Source organism: Blastopirellula marina DSM 3645 (genome assembly GCF_000153105.1).
GTDB classification, from domain to species: Bacteria; Planctomycetota; Planctomycetia; order Pirellulales; family Pirellulaceae; genus Blastopirellula; species Blastopirellula marina.
Genome location: NZ_CH672376.1, coordinates 3,673,529 through 3,689,135 on the forward strand (window position 1 = coordinate 3,673,529; position 15,607 = coordinate 3,689,135).

Consider the following 15,607-nt stretch of genomic DNA (forward strand, 5'->3'; position numbering starts at 1 on the left):
GCTGTGGCTCGACGAGTTCGACTTCAGTTGGTTGCCCGCCGAGTCGAACAGCCGCAGGTAGCTGTTGAGCGAGCTGATCGTGTTCCCCTCGTCGTCCCAGTAGGCGTCGACGTCGAACGTCACCGTCTGACCGGCAGTCAGCGTCACCGCGTAGAAGTCGACATCCGAGGTGAAGTAGGCCCCGTCGCCGATCACGGCGTCGATCTCCACCGGCACGAACGGATCCAACTCCACGACCTGGGCGGTCGAGAGTTCTTCACCGGCCGAGTCAGGCGTCGGAGGCGTCTCGGCCAACAGCTGCAGCTTGTAATCGCCAATCGCCGCAGCGTTGGTCGACGTCTGGCCGCTTCCCGCCGTGGTTGGATCGTAGTTGCGGTTGTAGTACGAGGAGACCCCGATGTAATAGGTTCTCCCGCTGAACGCCGTGAACGAGAGATAACTGTCGGCGGACGAGCCGTAGTCATTCGGACTCGTGCCGTTGTTGTTGTAACTCAACTGAAGCCCGGCGGCGTCGAACATCCGCACATAGCTATTGAGCGAACTGAGCGCCGTCCCGTCACTATCCAGCTTCACCGCGTCGATGTCGATCCGAATCGTCTGACCCGCCGCCAGCGTCACCGCGTACAAGTCGACGTCCGCACTCCCATATGTCCCATCTCCGATCGAACCGTCCAACTCAACCTGCACCTCGGGCGTGAGCGAAACCGATTGAGCCGAGGCAATATCTTCGCCGGGGCTATCGGGCGGCAACGCAGGAGACAGCAGTAGCTGCAGCTTGTATTCCCCTTCGGCGGCTGAAGATGTAGACGTGCCGCCGCTTCCCTCCGTCGTGGCGTCGTAGTAGCGGTTGTAGTACGAAGAAACGCCGATATAAAACGTTCCGGCGGAGGGGGCGACGAACCATAGGTAGCCGTCGCTGCCAACGTCATAGAAATCGTTGAGGCTTCTGTCGTAGTCATTGGCTTGCAGCAAATTGCCGGAGGCGTCGAACAGCCGGAGGTAACCGTTGAGCGAACTGTACCAGGTTCCATCGTCAAGCACGCTTGCATCGATATCGATCGCCAGACGTTGTCCCTGCGTCATCGTCACAGCATACATGTCGACATCAGCGGAGTAGTAAAGTCCGTCGCCGATTTCAGCATCAATTTCTACGGGAACATCTTCTGTCAGAGCGACCGTTTGAGCCGAGGAGATATCGTCTCCGGCGCTATCAGGCGAGGGAGGCCCAATGTCCGTCAGCTGCAGTCGGTAATCCCCCGTGGCCGACGAGCTGGTCGAGGTGGCGCCGCTGCCAAGCGAATTGGAATCGTAGTAGCGGTTGTAATACGAAGAGACGCCGATATAAAACGTGCCTGACGAGGGGGCCACAAACAGGAGATAGCTGTCGCTTCCCGAACTGTCGTCACTGTCGCTTGTCGCGTTGTCATTGAAACTGACCTGGCTACCTGACGAATTGAAGATACGGAGATAGCTATTCAGGCTGCTATCAGGCGTTCCGTCGTCGAGATAATTCGCGTCGATATCGACCAAAAGCCGGTCCCCAGCGTCGAGCGTCACCGCGTAGAGGTCAACGTCGGCCGATTGATACCAGCCGTCGCCGATCGTAGCGTCAATCTCAGTCGTCACGTTTTCGGTCAAGGTGACCGCCTGGGCCGCGGACAGCTCTTCGCCTGCACTGTCGGCGGGCAACGGCTCGGATGCCAGCAATTGGAGCCGATATTCTCCGTGCGAATTGTAACTCGTGTAATCGTTCCCACTTCCCGCCGTGGTTGGATCGTACGACGGATTGTATTGCGACGAGACTCCGACGTAATAGGTTCCGGTCGTGGGGGCGACAAACGTCAGATAGCTGTCGTTGTAGCCTGAGTAGTCATTGTCGCTATAGCCGTAATTGTTTTCCGCAAGTTCGTTTCCGGAGGCGTCAAACAGACGGAGATAGCTGTTCAAGTCGCTGTGCCAGCCGCCACCCGTGTCGAGATAGTTGGCGTCGATGTCGATCGTCAGAGCTTGGCCTTGCTGCAGCGTGACCTGAAATAGATCGACATCTTTTCCTGGATAGAGGCTATCGCCAATCTCCGCGTCGATCTCTGTCAGAACATTTTCCGTCAATGAAACCGTTTGAGCGGTTGTTAGGTCATCCCCTTCGGCATCGGCGGTTGGCGCTCCTTCCGTAAAGAGTTGCAGACGATAGTCGCCTGTTGCGGCCGAATTTGCCGAAGTCGCCCCACTTCCCGCCACGGTCGCACTGTAGTAGCGGTTGTAGTAAGACGAAACGCCGATGTAGTAGGTTCCCGCCGAAGGCGCCAGGAACGACAAGTAGCCGTCGTTGCCTGTGCTGTAAAAATCATTGTCGCCGGCGCCGTAGTTGCTCGCCGCGAGTTGGCTTCCCGAGGCGTTGAATACTCGCAAATAGCTATTGAGATTGCTCAGATTGCTGCCGTTGTCGAGATAATTTGCATCGATATCGATCGAAAGTCGCTCGCCAGCCGCCAGCGTTACCTCGAACAGGTCGACATCTTTACTCTCGAAGGCGCCATCCCCGACTTCGCCGTTGATTTCGGTTAAGACGCCAGGCGTTAGGCTTACCGATTCGGCGGTTGAAATCTGATCGCCATAAGCGTCAGGCGGAATAGGATCGGTCGCGAGCAGTTGCAGAATGTAATCTCCGCTGCTCCCCGAACTTCCGCTGCCTGAGGTAGCAGGATCGTAGCCGCTATTGCCATAACCCGAGACCCCGATGTAGAAGTCGCCGGAAGTGACAGTTGTGAACGAGAGATAGCTATCGAGGTAGCTGTAGAAGTCGTTTTCGCTTTCGCCGTTGTTGTCGACCGCAACCTGGTTTCCAGAAGAATCGAACAGCCGTATGTAGCTGTCCAGCCAACTCAAATTTGTGCCATCGTCAAGGTAGTTCGCGTCCAAGTCGACCGAAAACGTTTGCCCTGCCGAGAGCGACACCTTGTAGAAATCGACGTCACTGGAAGCGAAGGCTCCATCGCCCACACTCCCTTCGATGACGTATTGCGTATCGACGACGAACGCCGCGGTTTGGGCGGTCAGTATTGAATCGTTGTCCTCGACCGATACTAGATCCGCCGCCAGCAATTGGCGAACTTCCAGTTGCTCATGCCGGTGAGATCGAGTGTGGAAACGCGCCTTGGGGAGCCGTTGCTTTTTCCATTTTAGCCCCAATTTCTTCAGCGTTTCCGTCCAGGTAAAGATCGACCTACGCATGGCAAGAGTCCTTTGCTGCGTTGCGGCTAGATTTTATGGAGAAGAGTCTTTTGCTGGTTGCAATAACCCGCGCATTTGGGCCCCCTGCTTTGCGGGGCGATGGCCCTCTCCAGAGGAGCCTCCGCAATCTATCGAACAAATCTTCCCTGATCAAACTATTTTCATGGAAAACTTTCCGATGAACGCCCAACTCTTTCAATCCACATAAGTTACGGCGTAAGAAATTTGGGTGAATGGTCTGCAATGAACAGAATTGGCGCTAGAAGAGGGTACGCGATCTCTTGCCGCAATCACGTAGCTCGGTCCCATATGTATCTGTCAAGACTTATCGGAAAGCGTTTTCTTCAGGAAACCAAGATGTCGCTCATAGCGTTTCCAGGCCCCCACAGACGAATGATAAACGGGTTGCCGAACTTGCCATTTGCTAGGCGTCTGAACAGCTCGTTTTGATCCTTGAAAATCGAGGCACGCCTCATCCCATGGCAAGCCGCAAAATTCAACCATCCGACGGCTTTCTTCTTCCTGATTGGCCACCAGATCTTCGTAACGCACATCAAGGATTCGCAGTGGCGTTACCTCCTTCCAATGCGTCATCAAGCGGCGATATCCCTGGAAATAAATCGCCGCTGCGTCTAGATCACAAAACGGCCATTCGAGATTTTGGCGGAAACAAGAAACGCAGACATCGAGCGGATCGCGTCGAACGTGGATGATTTGGGCGCGAGGGAAAAGCCGGGCAATAAATCCAAGGTGCCGAAAATTGATCGGCATTTTGTCCGTGACTCGCATTGCGGAAGCAGCAAGCTTGCGAAGTTGTTCCAAATAGGAGTCGGCCATCTCTCTGGCGACTTGCTGCGTGAGCAAAACGGCGGCCTGCGGATAGCGTGCTTCCGAGTTCAACCGTCGCGGTAAAGCAAGCGTCAAGTCGGCGATGTCAATCCGCTCCCCCGCCCCGTAGACATCGGGATGACTTGAAAGAATCTGTTCTACCAACGTCGTGCCAGAACGCGGCATTCCGACAATAAACACCGGCAATTCGCTCTCCGATCCAAAGCGATCGCTATACTCCCGAAAATACTCCTCGCTGAAGATCTCCATAAACTCTTGGGTATGGAACCGTGCTTTTTTTTGCATTTCACGATCGCCAGAGCGCAAAAGGCCGCGAGGATCTTCGCATTTCAGTCGATTGGCGATTTGGTAATGCTCGAAGGCGGCGTCATAGTTTTTGTCCGCATCATACAGCCCTGCCAGGGCAAAATGCATCAGCACCTGTTCGCGGAACGGAAGATCGCCGCGAGCCAATAAGGCTCTTACCTGCTGGATCGAACGCGGCACGTCGTCCACTTTTTTGGATCGAGCCAATTCGAACTGGGCCAATGCTCGCCGCGGATCGAGACGGACCGCGGCGGAGAAGGCTGCGCACGCGTCGTCGATGCGGCCTTGCTCCAGATAGATTCTTCCAAGCGACTCATGGGCAGGGGCGAATACAGGGACTAAGCGTATCGACTCCTCGATCTTCCCTAGCGCCTCGGCGTGCCGCCCCATGTTAATGAGCGCCGAGCCCCAGGCCTCCATCGCTTCGGCGCTCGGGGCGAATTTTGCCGCCGAACTCAGATGTAGGAGCGCTCTCTCGCCCAGTTCCTCTCGTTCCGCTAGTTCCAGCCTGGCACGCTTGTCCGGTGTTAGCCGCGAAGCCAAAACCATTCCTAGCAAAAGATGCGCTGGTGCAAATTTGGCATTCGCTTTCAAGGCCTTCACGCAGTACTGTACGACCAAATCCGGATCAGACAGCGTCTCGCAGCAAGTCGCCAATCCCAGCAATGCTGGTCCATGGCACGGATCTCGGTCGAGAATCGCCGTGAGAGTTTCCAGTCCCTTTTGAAGGTTGCCTCGCAGTCTTTCAAGATGAGCGAGTTCGACAAGAGCTTCGCTGGAGCCAGGCTGCAATTCCAAGGCTTTTTGCAGCGCCATTTCCGCTGCGTCGTATTGTTGAGACTGGCGCCACGCAATGCCAATCAAGAATTGCGCTCGAAAACATTCGGGGTTTAGCTCGAGTGCTCTCTCGAAGCTGGATACAGCTTGTGAGGTTCGCTCTTGCGCTAGCTGGCTGACTCCATAATTGATATGGGCCGTAACGCTCTCGGGGAAACGCTCAAGATGTCGCTGGAAGATTTTCTCGGCTTCGTCGTGACGATTTTCTCTGCCCAACGCTTCGCCCAAGCGGTTGGCCAGTTCCATGCTTTGAGGAAAACGCTCAACAGGTTCGGACAACAAATCGATCACTTCCCGAGTCTTTCCACGCTCCATCCAATGACGAGCCAGCTCGATGTAAGCATTCAAATCATCCGGAAATTCGCCCAAACGTTGGCGAAGAATTTGCTCGGCTTGCTCGGAATCTCCAATGGCGGCTGTTGATCTAGACGAAGCCATCGGCGACTGCGGAACGCTTGTTTGGCCTTGAAGCTTCAGCGACACAGCGGCCAAATTACGCCGTGCTTCCTCGCATACGGAATCGAGCGATATCGCTTTTCGAAAACAGGACTCTGCGACTCGCAAATCTCCTAAAGCCATTCGAACCACGCCCAAACTGTTGTAGAGCACGCCAATGGTCGGCCCGATTTCTACGGCCTTCTCTAAAAAGACGACGGCCTCCCGATCTTTCCCCTGCTCGTGAAGATTCAGGCCCAGCAGGTGAAGTACGTTCAGGTCCTTCGAAGTATCGATGAGGATTTGGCGATACGTTCGCTCAGCGGCTGCTAAATCACCAGCCCTATGCAGCTGAAATGCAGCCTGCAGTCCGTTTTTCATCATTTCCCGATTTGTGAAAAGGCCGGTTCAAGGCATCATGAAAGCGATGGAGCAAAAGCGGATTATGATGGGATGACGATAGTATGTCCAGAATTACGGGCGAGGTTCTGTGACGTGGCCGAAGTTCGTTGACGTAATCGCTAAAGAAAACCAAAGGCCGGGACGCCGCCTTGGACGCCCCGGCAAATAATTCCTTCTCCCGAATTGGGCATCTAGTGAGCTTTGAGGTCACGTTTTAACCTTCTGACACGTTGAAACCGAGATTCGTCGTCTGCGCTCTCGTCCTCCCCGACGTTGATTACTGCGTAAACGCCACCTCTCGCAATGCCGAAAAGCGAACGTAGCTTCCCAAGGCCGTTCACGCGGCGTGCGGCGCATCGATTCGGCCCCAATAGCTCTGTTGATATCGTTCCGATTCGAGCCGGTCCCAGTCGATGATCTGCGGATTGGCGTCTTCTTCGTACTGGTCCAAGTATTCAAGCGGAGTTTCCAGTTGGAAACCAAGGCGGCCGATCATAGTAATGGATTCGCCGGTTGCGGCGGCGACGGCGCGGTTTAGGTCTCGTAAATGCATGACGATTTCCATTTGGATCAAGAACAAAAAAATCCCCGACTACGCTGATGGAGCGCAGCCGGGGACTCACATTGGTTAAATCAAGAATTAAGAACGACGCTGCCTACAACCAGTGCTGTTCTAGCCAGCCGACTTCGGCAGCGAGCGCATCGCTGCGGTGAGCAAACGGGCCCAGCATTGGACCTTCGACGGGCGAGAGATCGGCGAACCAAGACCCGTCTTGGCACGGTTCGACCAGTGAACCGCGCGAGATCGCCAACTGGCCTAGCGGTGTTAGGTCGATCGTTTCGCCGTAGAGACAGCGGACCGATCCATTCGTTTCGATAACAAGCTGCATGGCCACTTCACTTGGAAACTCGCAGGAGACGGCGGCGGGGACGGTCAACCAGCAAATCATCCAGCAAGTTTTGGACGCCCGGATAACGTCCTAAATACTGCGCAAATTTGAGAGCCAGCCCTGGCTCTGGTATGGATTTGATTAGCAACATCAACCACCACCAGAACCAAGGACTGACCATGACGAATTTACCAGAAGATCGGACCGGCGAAGAGATCCGGGATGCGATTAAAATTGACGGCGAAGCGGTGCGGGGGCATCTTGATGAACTGGTCCGCTCGACTGTCGAGGAGACGTTGAATCAGATGCTCGACGCCGAAGCGGATCAGATTTGCAAAGCGAAGCGGTACGAACGCTCGCCGGACCGCGTCGACTCGCGAGCCGGGTCGTATTCGCGGAAGCTGCAGACCAAGGCGGGCGAAGTCTCGCTAAAGGTTCCGCGGTTGCGGAGCTTGCCGCTTGAGACGCAGATTATCGAACGTTACAAACGTCGCGAAGCGAGCGTCGAAGAGGCTTTGGTCGAGATGTATTTGGCTGGCGTTTCGGTCCGCCGCGTCGAAGACATCACCGAGGCGCTGTGGGGAACGCGGGTCAGCTCAAGCACGGTCAGCGAGCTGAACCAGAAGATCTACGAGCGAATCGACGTCTGGCGGAATCGGCCGCTGGAAGGAGAACATCCGTACGTGATGCTCGACGGCATCTGGCTGAAGCGAAGCTGGGGCGGCGAGGTAAAAAACATCGCGGTGCTCGTCGCCGTTGGCGTGCGATCGGACGGGCATCGCGAAATTCTGTCGGTCGCCGAAGGGACGAAGGAAGACAGCGAGAGCTGGCGAACGTTCCTACGCCATCTCAAAGAGCGTGGCCTGCAAGGCGTGCGGCTGATCACCAGCGACAAGTGTCTCGGCCTGGTCGAAGCATTCGGCGAGTTTTTTCCCGAGGCGGCTTGGCAGCGCTGCATCGTGCACTTCTATCGCAACGTGCTGAAGGATGTGCCGCGTAGCAAGTCACGCGACGTAGCGGCGATGCTGAAGGCGGTGCACGCCCAGGAAGACCGAACTGCAGCGACTGAAAAAGCGGAACAAGTGGCCGAGAAACTGGCCGCGTTACGGCTGGGAAACGCGGCGAAATGCTTCCGAGCAGGCGTCCAGGAAACGCTGGCGTACATGAACTTCCCCCGCGAGCACTGGACAAGACTGCGAAGCAACAACATGCTGGAGCGAATCATGAAAGAGATCAGGCGGCGAACGCGTGTCGTCGGTGCGTTCCCGGATGGTCAAAGCGCGCTGATGCTGGTGGCGGCCCGACTACGTCACATCGCCGGCACGCACTGGGGAACGCGGCGCTACCTGGACATGGACCGCCTGCACGAACCGGAGGAGAGGGAAGATCACGGAGCGTGAAAAATTGTTTTTGCCGCGCGCGGCAAAAACAATTTTCCAGAGCCAGGGCTGAAAATCAAATGTGCGCAACTTGACGGACACTACCGGAAGCGGCGAGCAGGTTGCGGGCGAAGATCGTCGATTCACGAAGACTGGAATAGGTATTGCTGGCGACGGCGGCGATCGCGGCGTAGGCGACGTTGGAGCCGATGTTGTCGAGGCCCGAATCTTCCGTTTCGGTCAGCAGATTGGTCGCGGCGGTCTGCTGGCCGGTGAAATAAGAAAGGGAAGCTGAGTCTTTCACTTACTTCCCTGAAGTAGATGAGCGAGAAAAGGCCTCGACCAAAGTTCAGCGCATCCAATAGGGCAGCTTGGCGATTTTTTCAGCGACGAGCTTCGCATACTTTTCAGCCAAGTCCGCTTTTCCTTGTTTTTGATAGATCGTAACAAGATACTGCTCAGGCGCATGGCTGCCGGAATCGGGAGTCGCTAGCGCGAGAAAGTCTTTTTCCGCCTCAGCAAAGCGATCTGATTCCAGAAAATATTTGCCCCGTTCATATAAAGCGGTTTGAGGATCTGACACCATATCCGCAGGCTTGTCGATGATTTCAGATACTAATTTGATATCCCCTTGGCGAAGCATCGCTTGGTAGATCAAAGGGTATTGGAAGATTGAAAGGTTTTTTGTCTCCAAGCACTGGGACGCTCGGGCGTCGCGTATCGCTGATCGGTAGTCGCCCAGTTCGAAATGGCACGTACCCCGCTGATAAAGTGCAAAGGCAATCGACGAAGGCGGGCTATTCGGTAGGCTTTGATAGGACTTGATGGCGTCATCGAAGTCCGCGATCGCTTTGGCATATTCTTTCAACTCGAAATGACATCGACCTCGTATCATCAACCAATTAGGTCGGAATCCGTCGTCGCCATAAGCGGCAATTACCTGAAGCGATTCGTGAAAACGCTTAGCGTCGCAAAGCAGTCTTGCATAGGAATCCATGTTCTCCGCAGACCGACCTGCTAGTCGATTCGCCTGACCTAGGTCCTCTGCGGCATCGTTGCCATCCCGTAAGTCATTGACGGCGTCCCTTCGTAGGCTCCAAAGACTAGAGCGTATTCGGTACGCTGCCTCCGCCAAAGTCGGCTCCAATAGCGCAATCGTCGCATCGCCAAGGCCGGCGTCGAGCCACTCGAGCGTCGCCTCACTCTGCTCAGGGGTGTCTTGGACGAAGTAAACGCAATCGACCACCTCAGCGCGGCGTAAGTAGTTCGCGACATCAAGCGGGCGCTGTCCAATTTTTTCGTTCGTCGCGATCAAGACATCCTCCGGTTCTCCTTTCAACAAGTCTGCAGCGAATGGAGCGTCATATTCTCCAATGGGCGGATAAACTGCCATTGAGATGCGGCCATATGCTTGGAGCGTCTTTGCTCGATCGGCCGCGCCGGCGAGTTCAAGTTGTCGTATCGCGGCACGAGGATCTCGTTGCCTTAGGCAGTTGATTGCCCTGGCGACGCAGGCGGTGGGATAATTGGGATTTTGCTGATCGACGTCAGCGACAAACGCGGCGACTTCATTCCAATCGCCAGCGATGCATTTGGAGACGACGGAATCCAGGAAATTGTCATCTTCAGCGTTCACGGTTGGCGCTCGATGAAAGCAGGTGCAAATGAATAACGTTACAATAATCGTTGTTTTGATGAGGGTAGACTGGCAAATTGGCATTTTTCACTCGTGCAGGAAAAGCGGAAATATCTGCGATGAGCTCGGCAATCCGTCGGTATAGGCATAGGTGGTCACGTTACCCAGTGGATCGGTAATCGTGAGAATATTCTCGTCAGTATCGTAGGTGTAGCTGGTTACGGGAGATGTTAGGGGACCGACAGCGTCTGGATCTTCTTCCGTGATCGACGCAACCGGATCACGTCTCCTGGCGTCAGATCTCACGCTGCTGGGGTAATCCATTTGCCGTCCCGTTTGACGCGTGCCTTGATCGCGAGCTTGGCTTTGAGCGCCTCAGTCGCATTGCCTGCTTGCAATTCCTCCCAAAATCCGACCACGGCGTTGGCGATCAGCAGCAGGAGAATAATGAAGAAATCAGGCCAGCGCTGTACGACTGCCGAAAGGATCACCGCGACTTCGATCATCCAGGGGATGGGGCCCCAGAAGTACGAGAAAAATTTTAGAAAAAGATTGGTCTTCTGCTGCTCAAGCTGGTTGGGCCCATACGGGGCGAGCCGCTTCTCTGCTTCGGTTTGCCTCAGACCGCTGGGAGAGGACCCTCGTTTCTGGAAAAGCTCCGGCATCGATAGCGATTTGAGATCGATCGAAGATGTCGCTTCCGCGGCGGCGGCGCCGGAACGTTCCGCAGTCGTTTTCGACATGGAAATCCTTGGTTCAACCGGCGACCATTGCGGTCATTCGGCGTTCGTAACATCGCGATCGCTGGGTTTCACGCGTCTCTCCTGCACTGGTCTTTGCACTTTTATTTCGCAGCGTTCCATTTCCAATTCCGGATTTCCGGCATGTCTTGTCCGTGACGGCAAATATATTGTCGATGTTCGATCAGTTTGTCTTCCAACTGCTGTTTCAAATAGACTCCCTTTTCGCCAGTTTTCGGCACGCGATCAATAACATCCATGACTAAATGATATCGGTCCAGATCATTCAACACAGTCATGTCGAACGGAGTCGTAATCGTTCCCTCTTCCTTGTAGCCGCGCACATGAATGTTGGCATGATTCGTGCGACGGTACGTCAGTTGATGGATCAACGTCGGGTAAGCGTGAAAGGCGAATATCACCGGCTTGTCTTTGGTGAACAGCTCATCGAAATCAACATCGCTTAAGCCATGCGGATGCTCGCTGTGGGGTTGCAGTCTCATCAGATCCACGACGTTGACGACGCGGACTTTGAGATCAGGAAGATGCTCCTGCAAGATCGATACCGCGGCCAGAGTTTCCAGCGTAGGAACATCGCCGCAACAGGCCATCACCACATCGGGCGTTTCATTTTGATCGTTACTGGCCCACTGCCAGATTCCGATCCCCTCGGTGCAATGCTTCACAGCCGCATCCATCGTTAGCCATTGCGGCGCCGGGTGCTTGCCAGCGACTACGACGTTGACGTAATGTCGACTGCGCAAACAATGATCCATGACCGACAACAGGCAATTCGCGTCAGGCGGAAGATAGACGCGGACGATTGCGGCTTTCTTGTTGACGACATGGTCGAGAAAGCCCGGATCTTGATGCGTGAAACCGTTATGATCTTGTCGCCAGACATGCGACGCGAGCAAGTAGTTGAGCGACGCAATCTTATGCCGCCAGGCCAGGCCGGCGGTGACCTTCAGCCATTTGGCGTGTTGATTAAACATCGAATCGACAATGTGGATGAACGCCTCGTAGCAGTTAAATACGCCGTGCCGTCCGGTGAGCAAATAGCCTTCTAACCAGCCTTCGCATTGATGCTCGCTGAGCATTTCCATCACGCGACCTTGAGGCGCCAGAAACTCGTCGTTGTCCTCCGTTCGCGCTTCCCATTGCCGCTTGGTTACCTGGAAGAGCGCCTCCAGGCCGTTGGAGAGCGTTTCATCGGGGCCAAAGACCCGGAAATTCCGCTGCGGCTGGTTGAGCTTCGTCACGTCGCGTAAGAAAGGGCCCAAGACATGCGTATCACCGATGCCGTGAGCTCCCGGCTCGGGAACGTCGCACGCATAGTCACGAAAATCAGGCAGTCTCAGATCGCGCAACAACTTGCCGCCGTTGGCATGAGGATTGGCGCCCATGCGCCGCTCGCCTTGCGGCGCGAGTTCGGCGAGCTCCGGTTTCAAACGCCCTTGGTCGTCAAACAATTCTTCCGGTCGATAACTTCTCAGCCAATCCTCCAATAGTTGCAGATGCTCTGGATGAGATTTCGGATCAGAGAGAGGAACCTGGTGAGCGCGAAAAGTTCCTTCGATTTGCAGGCCACCAACGATCTTTGGTCCCGTCCAGCCTTTGGGTGAACGGAAGACGATCATGGGCCAGCGCGGACGAGTGAAATTGCCGTTGGCTCTGGCGTCCTGCTGAATCGTTTTTATTTGCTCGACCGCTTCGTCGAGCGCAATTGCCATGACTTCATGCATTCGTCGCGAATCATCCCCCTCGACATAGTACGGCGTCCAACCATAGCCGTGGAGCAACTTATCCAGCTCTTCCGGCTCAATCCGAGCTAAAATCGTCGGATTCGCGATCTTGTAGCCGTTAAGATGCAAAATGGGGAGGACGGCGCCGTCGGTAGCGGGATCGAGAAACTTGTTAGAATGCCAGGCTGTCGCCAATGGACCGGTTTCGGCCTCGCCATCCCCCACAACGCAGGCGACGATCAAATCAGGATTATCAAACACGGCGCCAAACGAATGGCTAAGTGAATAACCAAGCTCGCCTCCTTCATGGATCGAGCCTGGGCATTCTGGAGACGCATGACTCGGAATCCCGCCGGGGAATGAAAACTGAATAAACAGCTTTCGCAGTCCCTCTTCATCCTGACTGATGTTGGGGTAGATTTCGCTGTAGGTTCCTTCGAGATAGGTATTGCCTACGACGGCCGGTCCGCCGTGTCCGGGACCGGAGACGTAAATCATGTTGAGATCATATTTCTTGATGATCCGATTCAAATGGACGTAGATAAAGTTTTGTCCCGGCGTCGTTCCCCAGTGGCCGAGCAACATGGGCTTGATATCCGAAAGCTGCAATGGACGTTTTAGCAACGGATTGTCGAAAAGATAGATCTGACCAACGGACAGATAATTAGCGGCCCGCCAATAGGCGTCCATTTTGTCAAGCAACTCCGACGTAAGGGACGTAGCGTTCATGTTTTACATTTCCTGTTTTGGCCGATGCCCAATACCTGACAGACAGTGCTGGCGATGATCCATTCTTCATTCGTGCGAATCACGCGAATTGTCACTCGGCTGGCCGCCGAGGAGATTACATCGGCACTGGCTAAATTGCGTCGATCGTCGATCTCCAGCCCCAAAAACTCTAACCCCTCACAAATCCTTGTGCGAATTGAAGTTGCGTTCTCGCCAATGCCGCCGGCAAATACGAGCGTGTCGAGACCGCCCAACACGGCGGCGTACGCGCCGATCGACTTCTTCGCCTGATAACAAAACAAGGCGACCGCTTCCGCCGCGCGAACATCAGTCGATTCAATCTCCAAAAGGTCGCGGACGTCGGAACTGCTTTCCGACACTCCCAACAACCCTGACTGCGAGTTGACCATCTCATTGAATTGTTCTGCGCTCATATTTTCGGCTCGCGCCAAGTATCCGACCAAACCAGGATCGAGATCGCCAGATCGCACCCCCATCGGCAGGCCGGCGGTCGGCGTGAAACCCATGCTCGTATCGACGCTCTTCCCGTCGCGAATGGCGCAAAGACTCGCGCCGTTGCCGAGATGCGCTAGAATCCCACGGCCTGTTGTCGCTACGGGATCACCAAGTCGCTTCAGTTCTTGGATCAAATAAGAATAGGAGAGGCCGTGAAATCCATAACGTTGAACCCCGATTGCGTCATAGCGTCGGGGAATCGGCAGTAACTTGGCGACGCGCGGCATGGACTGATGAAACGCCGTGTCGAAACAGACAACTTGAGGCAGCGTCGGATAGCGATCTCCAAACGCCTGAATCATCTCAATTTCGCCGGGCAAGTGTTGCGGATCGCAGGGGCTAATCCGTCGCAACTCGACCAACAATTCTGGGGTCACCTGCTCTGCTGTTACGTGCTGCATGCCGTGCACCACACGATGCCCCACGGCCGCCAACGATTCACCGCCGATCCGCTGCTCGATCCAATCCAGCAAAACTCTCACGGCCGCTGCATGATTGGAAGCGTCGACGGACTGCGAAACGTCGCGTTGGGCATTTGAATCGTTCACCTGCAAGCGGGTCTCCGGCAATCCAATTCGTTCGATCGATCCGGTAAGCAGCGGATCGAGCGACGTGACGGCCTGAAAGAGTGCGAACTTGATGCTCGATGAACCGCCATTGATCGTTAAGATCCGTGAATTAACAAGATCCATGTTCGCCTCCCCCATCTTCTTTTAGTCCGTACGACGCAAGCTGGACGCGCGTCGAATGACAGTCGGTATGGAGAATGCTACGGATTCCCCTTTGCTCGGCTAGATCGATGACCTGCGACCTGTTTTTGATGTACGTGATTTCCGCGACCAATGCCTGGGAGATATCGAGCGGTAAGCGATAGACGTCCAAATCGAGTTTGCGAATAAGGACGAAACTCGAGGAAATGGAAGCATTGACAAGGTCGTTCAGACGGAACTTCTGAATCCGACATTCAATCAATTCGCGCGCTTCATTGCCGCCAACAATGATTCTTAGCCCGTGTCGCGTCTTGAGACGCGGCATCCAATCCAACATGTCGGGATCGGGCTGCGATTGCGCGAACATAAATTCTCGAAACGCGTCTCGAGTAAACGAACGGGCTGATGAAAGACCACCCGACCGAGAAACTCTGCACGCGTTAGTTTCCATTCTTCTTCTGAGACGCTGAAATCAACTAATGCCGGGTCTCCAGATCGTGCGGCTCGCGTTGAAACTTCTTCCCGGTGCGCTGACGAGCATGTGATCCCACTCATTCGAAAGTAGAACGCCTTCGATGTCGAGATACAAGCAGCGGATTCGAGCCGGACGGTTCATGCGTCCCCTTTGGGAGTTCGCCGAAGGTATTTTTGTGAGCAATCAGACAATTCGCGGCTTCGAAGACCACGATCCGCCGCTCAGGGCGAGAATTGTCGCATAACTTTACTGACGCCGGTCGCCCCAGACTACTTTTGGGCGCCGCGATGAAAACTCCTCGACTTGGCGACGCCAAAATGCTCGCGGACTTTCGCGATGAGTTGAGGATCGGTCATTTTGTCAGCTGGAGAGACGGTGATCTCCAAGCACAACTCATGCTGTCCTGCGAGATACTTCTGAAACGCGCCTTTCGCTTCTCCGGGGCCAAGAATCAAAATCGATTCGGCGCCTTGCAACGCCGCCATGACAGCAACGTACATCTTCTTCTCTTCGTTGGCTTGTTTTCGTTCTAACTTGTCTTCGGCCACAAAGTCGTGGGGCGTATAGCGATGCTGCTCGCGAGATTCGATAGAAGGTGGAAACGCTTCCTGGTCGCCTGCAGTAAGCCGGGTAATCTCTTCACCGGCCGCAGTGATTGAAACGATGATTGCATTCTGGTGGTCGATCCACACGCCTGCCTTGGTCGCCATAGGTTTGTTCCTAATTA

13 protein-coding genes (1 of these 13 only partly in view) are annotated in these 15,607 nt (G+C 54.9%); 1 reads left to right on the plus strand and 12 read right to left on the minus strand.

Going from position 1 to position 15,607, the window contains the following annotated elements:
* The 4 genes from DSM3645_RS16610 to DSM3645_RS16625 form a co-directional block, all read right to left on the minus strand.
* Positions 1–3,231 carry the 5' portion of a Calx-beta domain-containing protein gene (locus DSM3645_RS16610; protein ID WP_002653408.1) on the minus strand. Its footprint begins 24,087 nt before the window's first position, so only the first 3,231 of its 27,318 coding nucleotides appear in the window; it begins with the start codon at positions 3,229–3,231; the stop codon falls past the left edge of the window.
* Between the two features lie 318 nt (positions 3,232–3,549).
* Positions 3,550–6,039: a tetratricopeptide repeat-containing sulfotransferase family protein gene (locus DSM3645_RS16615; protein WP_040351905.1), complete on the minus strand. Its 2,490-nt coding sequence runs from the start codon at positions 6,037–6,039 to the stop codon at positions 3,550–3,552.
* 358 nt (positions 6,040–6,397) lie between these two features.
* Positions 6,398–6,613: a hypothetical protein gene (locus DSM3645_RS16620; protein ID WP_040351906.1), complete on the minus strand. Its 216-nt coding sequence runs from the start codon at positions 6,611–6,613 to the stop codon at positions 6,398–6,400.
* A gap of 103 nt (positions 6,614–6,716) precedes the next feature.
* On the minus strand, positions 6,717–6,950 hold the full coding sequence (locus DSM3645_RS16625) for a hypothetical protein (protein ID WP_040352716.1): 234 nt from the start codon (positions 6,948–6,950) through the stop codon (positions 6,717–6,719).
* Between the two features lie 179 nt (positions 6,951–7,129).
* On the opposite strand from DSM3645_RS16625, the gene DSM3645_RS16630 reads away from it, so the two are divergent.
* Positions 7,130–8,350 (plus strand): IS256 family transposase, encoded by a 1,221-nt coding sequence (locus tag DSM3645_RS16630; protein WP_050769451.1) that lies wholly within the window; start codon positions 7,130–7,132, stop codon positions 8,348–8,350.
* 55 nt (positions 8,351–8,405) lie between these two features.
* Here DSM3645_RS16630 and DSM3645_RS16635 read toward each other — a convergent pair whose 3' ends face one another.
* The 8 genes from DSM3645_RS16635 to DSM3645_RS16665 form a co-directional block, all read right to left on the minus strand.
* Complete coding sequence (locus DSM3645_RS16635) at positions 8,406–8,633, minus strand: hypothetical protein (RefSeq protein ID WP_002653413.1); 228 nt, start codon at positions 8,631–8,633, stop codon at positions 8,406–8,408.
* 45 nt (positions 8,634–8,678) lie between these two features.
* Positions 8,679–9,722 carry a tetratricopeptide repeat protein gene (locus DSM3645_RS16640; RefSeq protein ID WP_161603362.1) on the minus strand — a complete coding sequence of 348 codons (1,044 nt, stop codon included), beginning with the start codon at positions 9,720–9,722 and terminating at the stop codon, positions 8,679–8,681.
* 330 nt (positions 9,723–10,052) lie between these two features.
* Positions 10,053–10,271, minus strand: a complete 219-nt coding sequence (locus tag DSM3645_RS29505) for a hypothetical protein (protein ID WP_161603364.1) — start codon at positions 10,269–10,271, stop codon at positions 10,053–10,055.
* A complete protein-coding gene (locus DSM3645_RS16645; RefSeq protein ID WP_002653415.1) occupies positions 10,268–10,708 on the minus strand; it encodes a cation-transporting P-type ATPase in 441 nt (146 codons plus the stop codon). Before DSM3645_RS16645 ends, DSM3645_RS29505 begins: the two co-directional genes overlap by 4 nt.
* 101 nt (positions 10,709–10,809) lie before the next feature.
* Positions 10,810–13,179 carry a phosphoketolase family protein gene (locus DSM3645_RS16650; protein ID WP_002653416.1) on the minus strand — a complete coding sequence of 790 codons (2,370 nt, stop codon included), beginning with the start codon at positions 13,177–13,179 and terminating at the stop codon, positions 10,810–10,812.
* Complete coding sequence (locus DSM3645_RS16655) at positions 13,176–14,387, minus strand: acetate/propionate family kinase (protein ID WP_002653417.1); 1,212 nt, start codon at positions 14,385–14,387, stop codon at positions 13,176–13,178. Before DSM3645_RS16655 ends, DSM3645_RS16650 begins: the two co-directional genes overlap by 4 nt.
* Positions 14,374–14,772, minus strand: a complete 399-nt coding sequence (locus DSM3645_RS30960; protein ID WP_002653418.1) for a hypothetical protein — start codon at positions 14,770–14,772, stop codon at positions 14,374–14,376. Before DSM3645_RS30960 ends, DSM3645_RS16655 begins: the two co-directional genes overlap by 14 nt.
* 377 nt (positions 14,773–15,149) lie before the next feature.
* Positions 15,150–15,590, minus strand: coding sequence for a hypothetical protein (locus tag DSM3645_RS16665; RefSeq protein WP_002653419.1), 441 nt, complete (start codon positions 15,588–15,590; stop codon positions 15,150–15,152).
* Between the last annotated feature and the right edge of the window lie 17 nt (positions 15,591–15,607).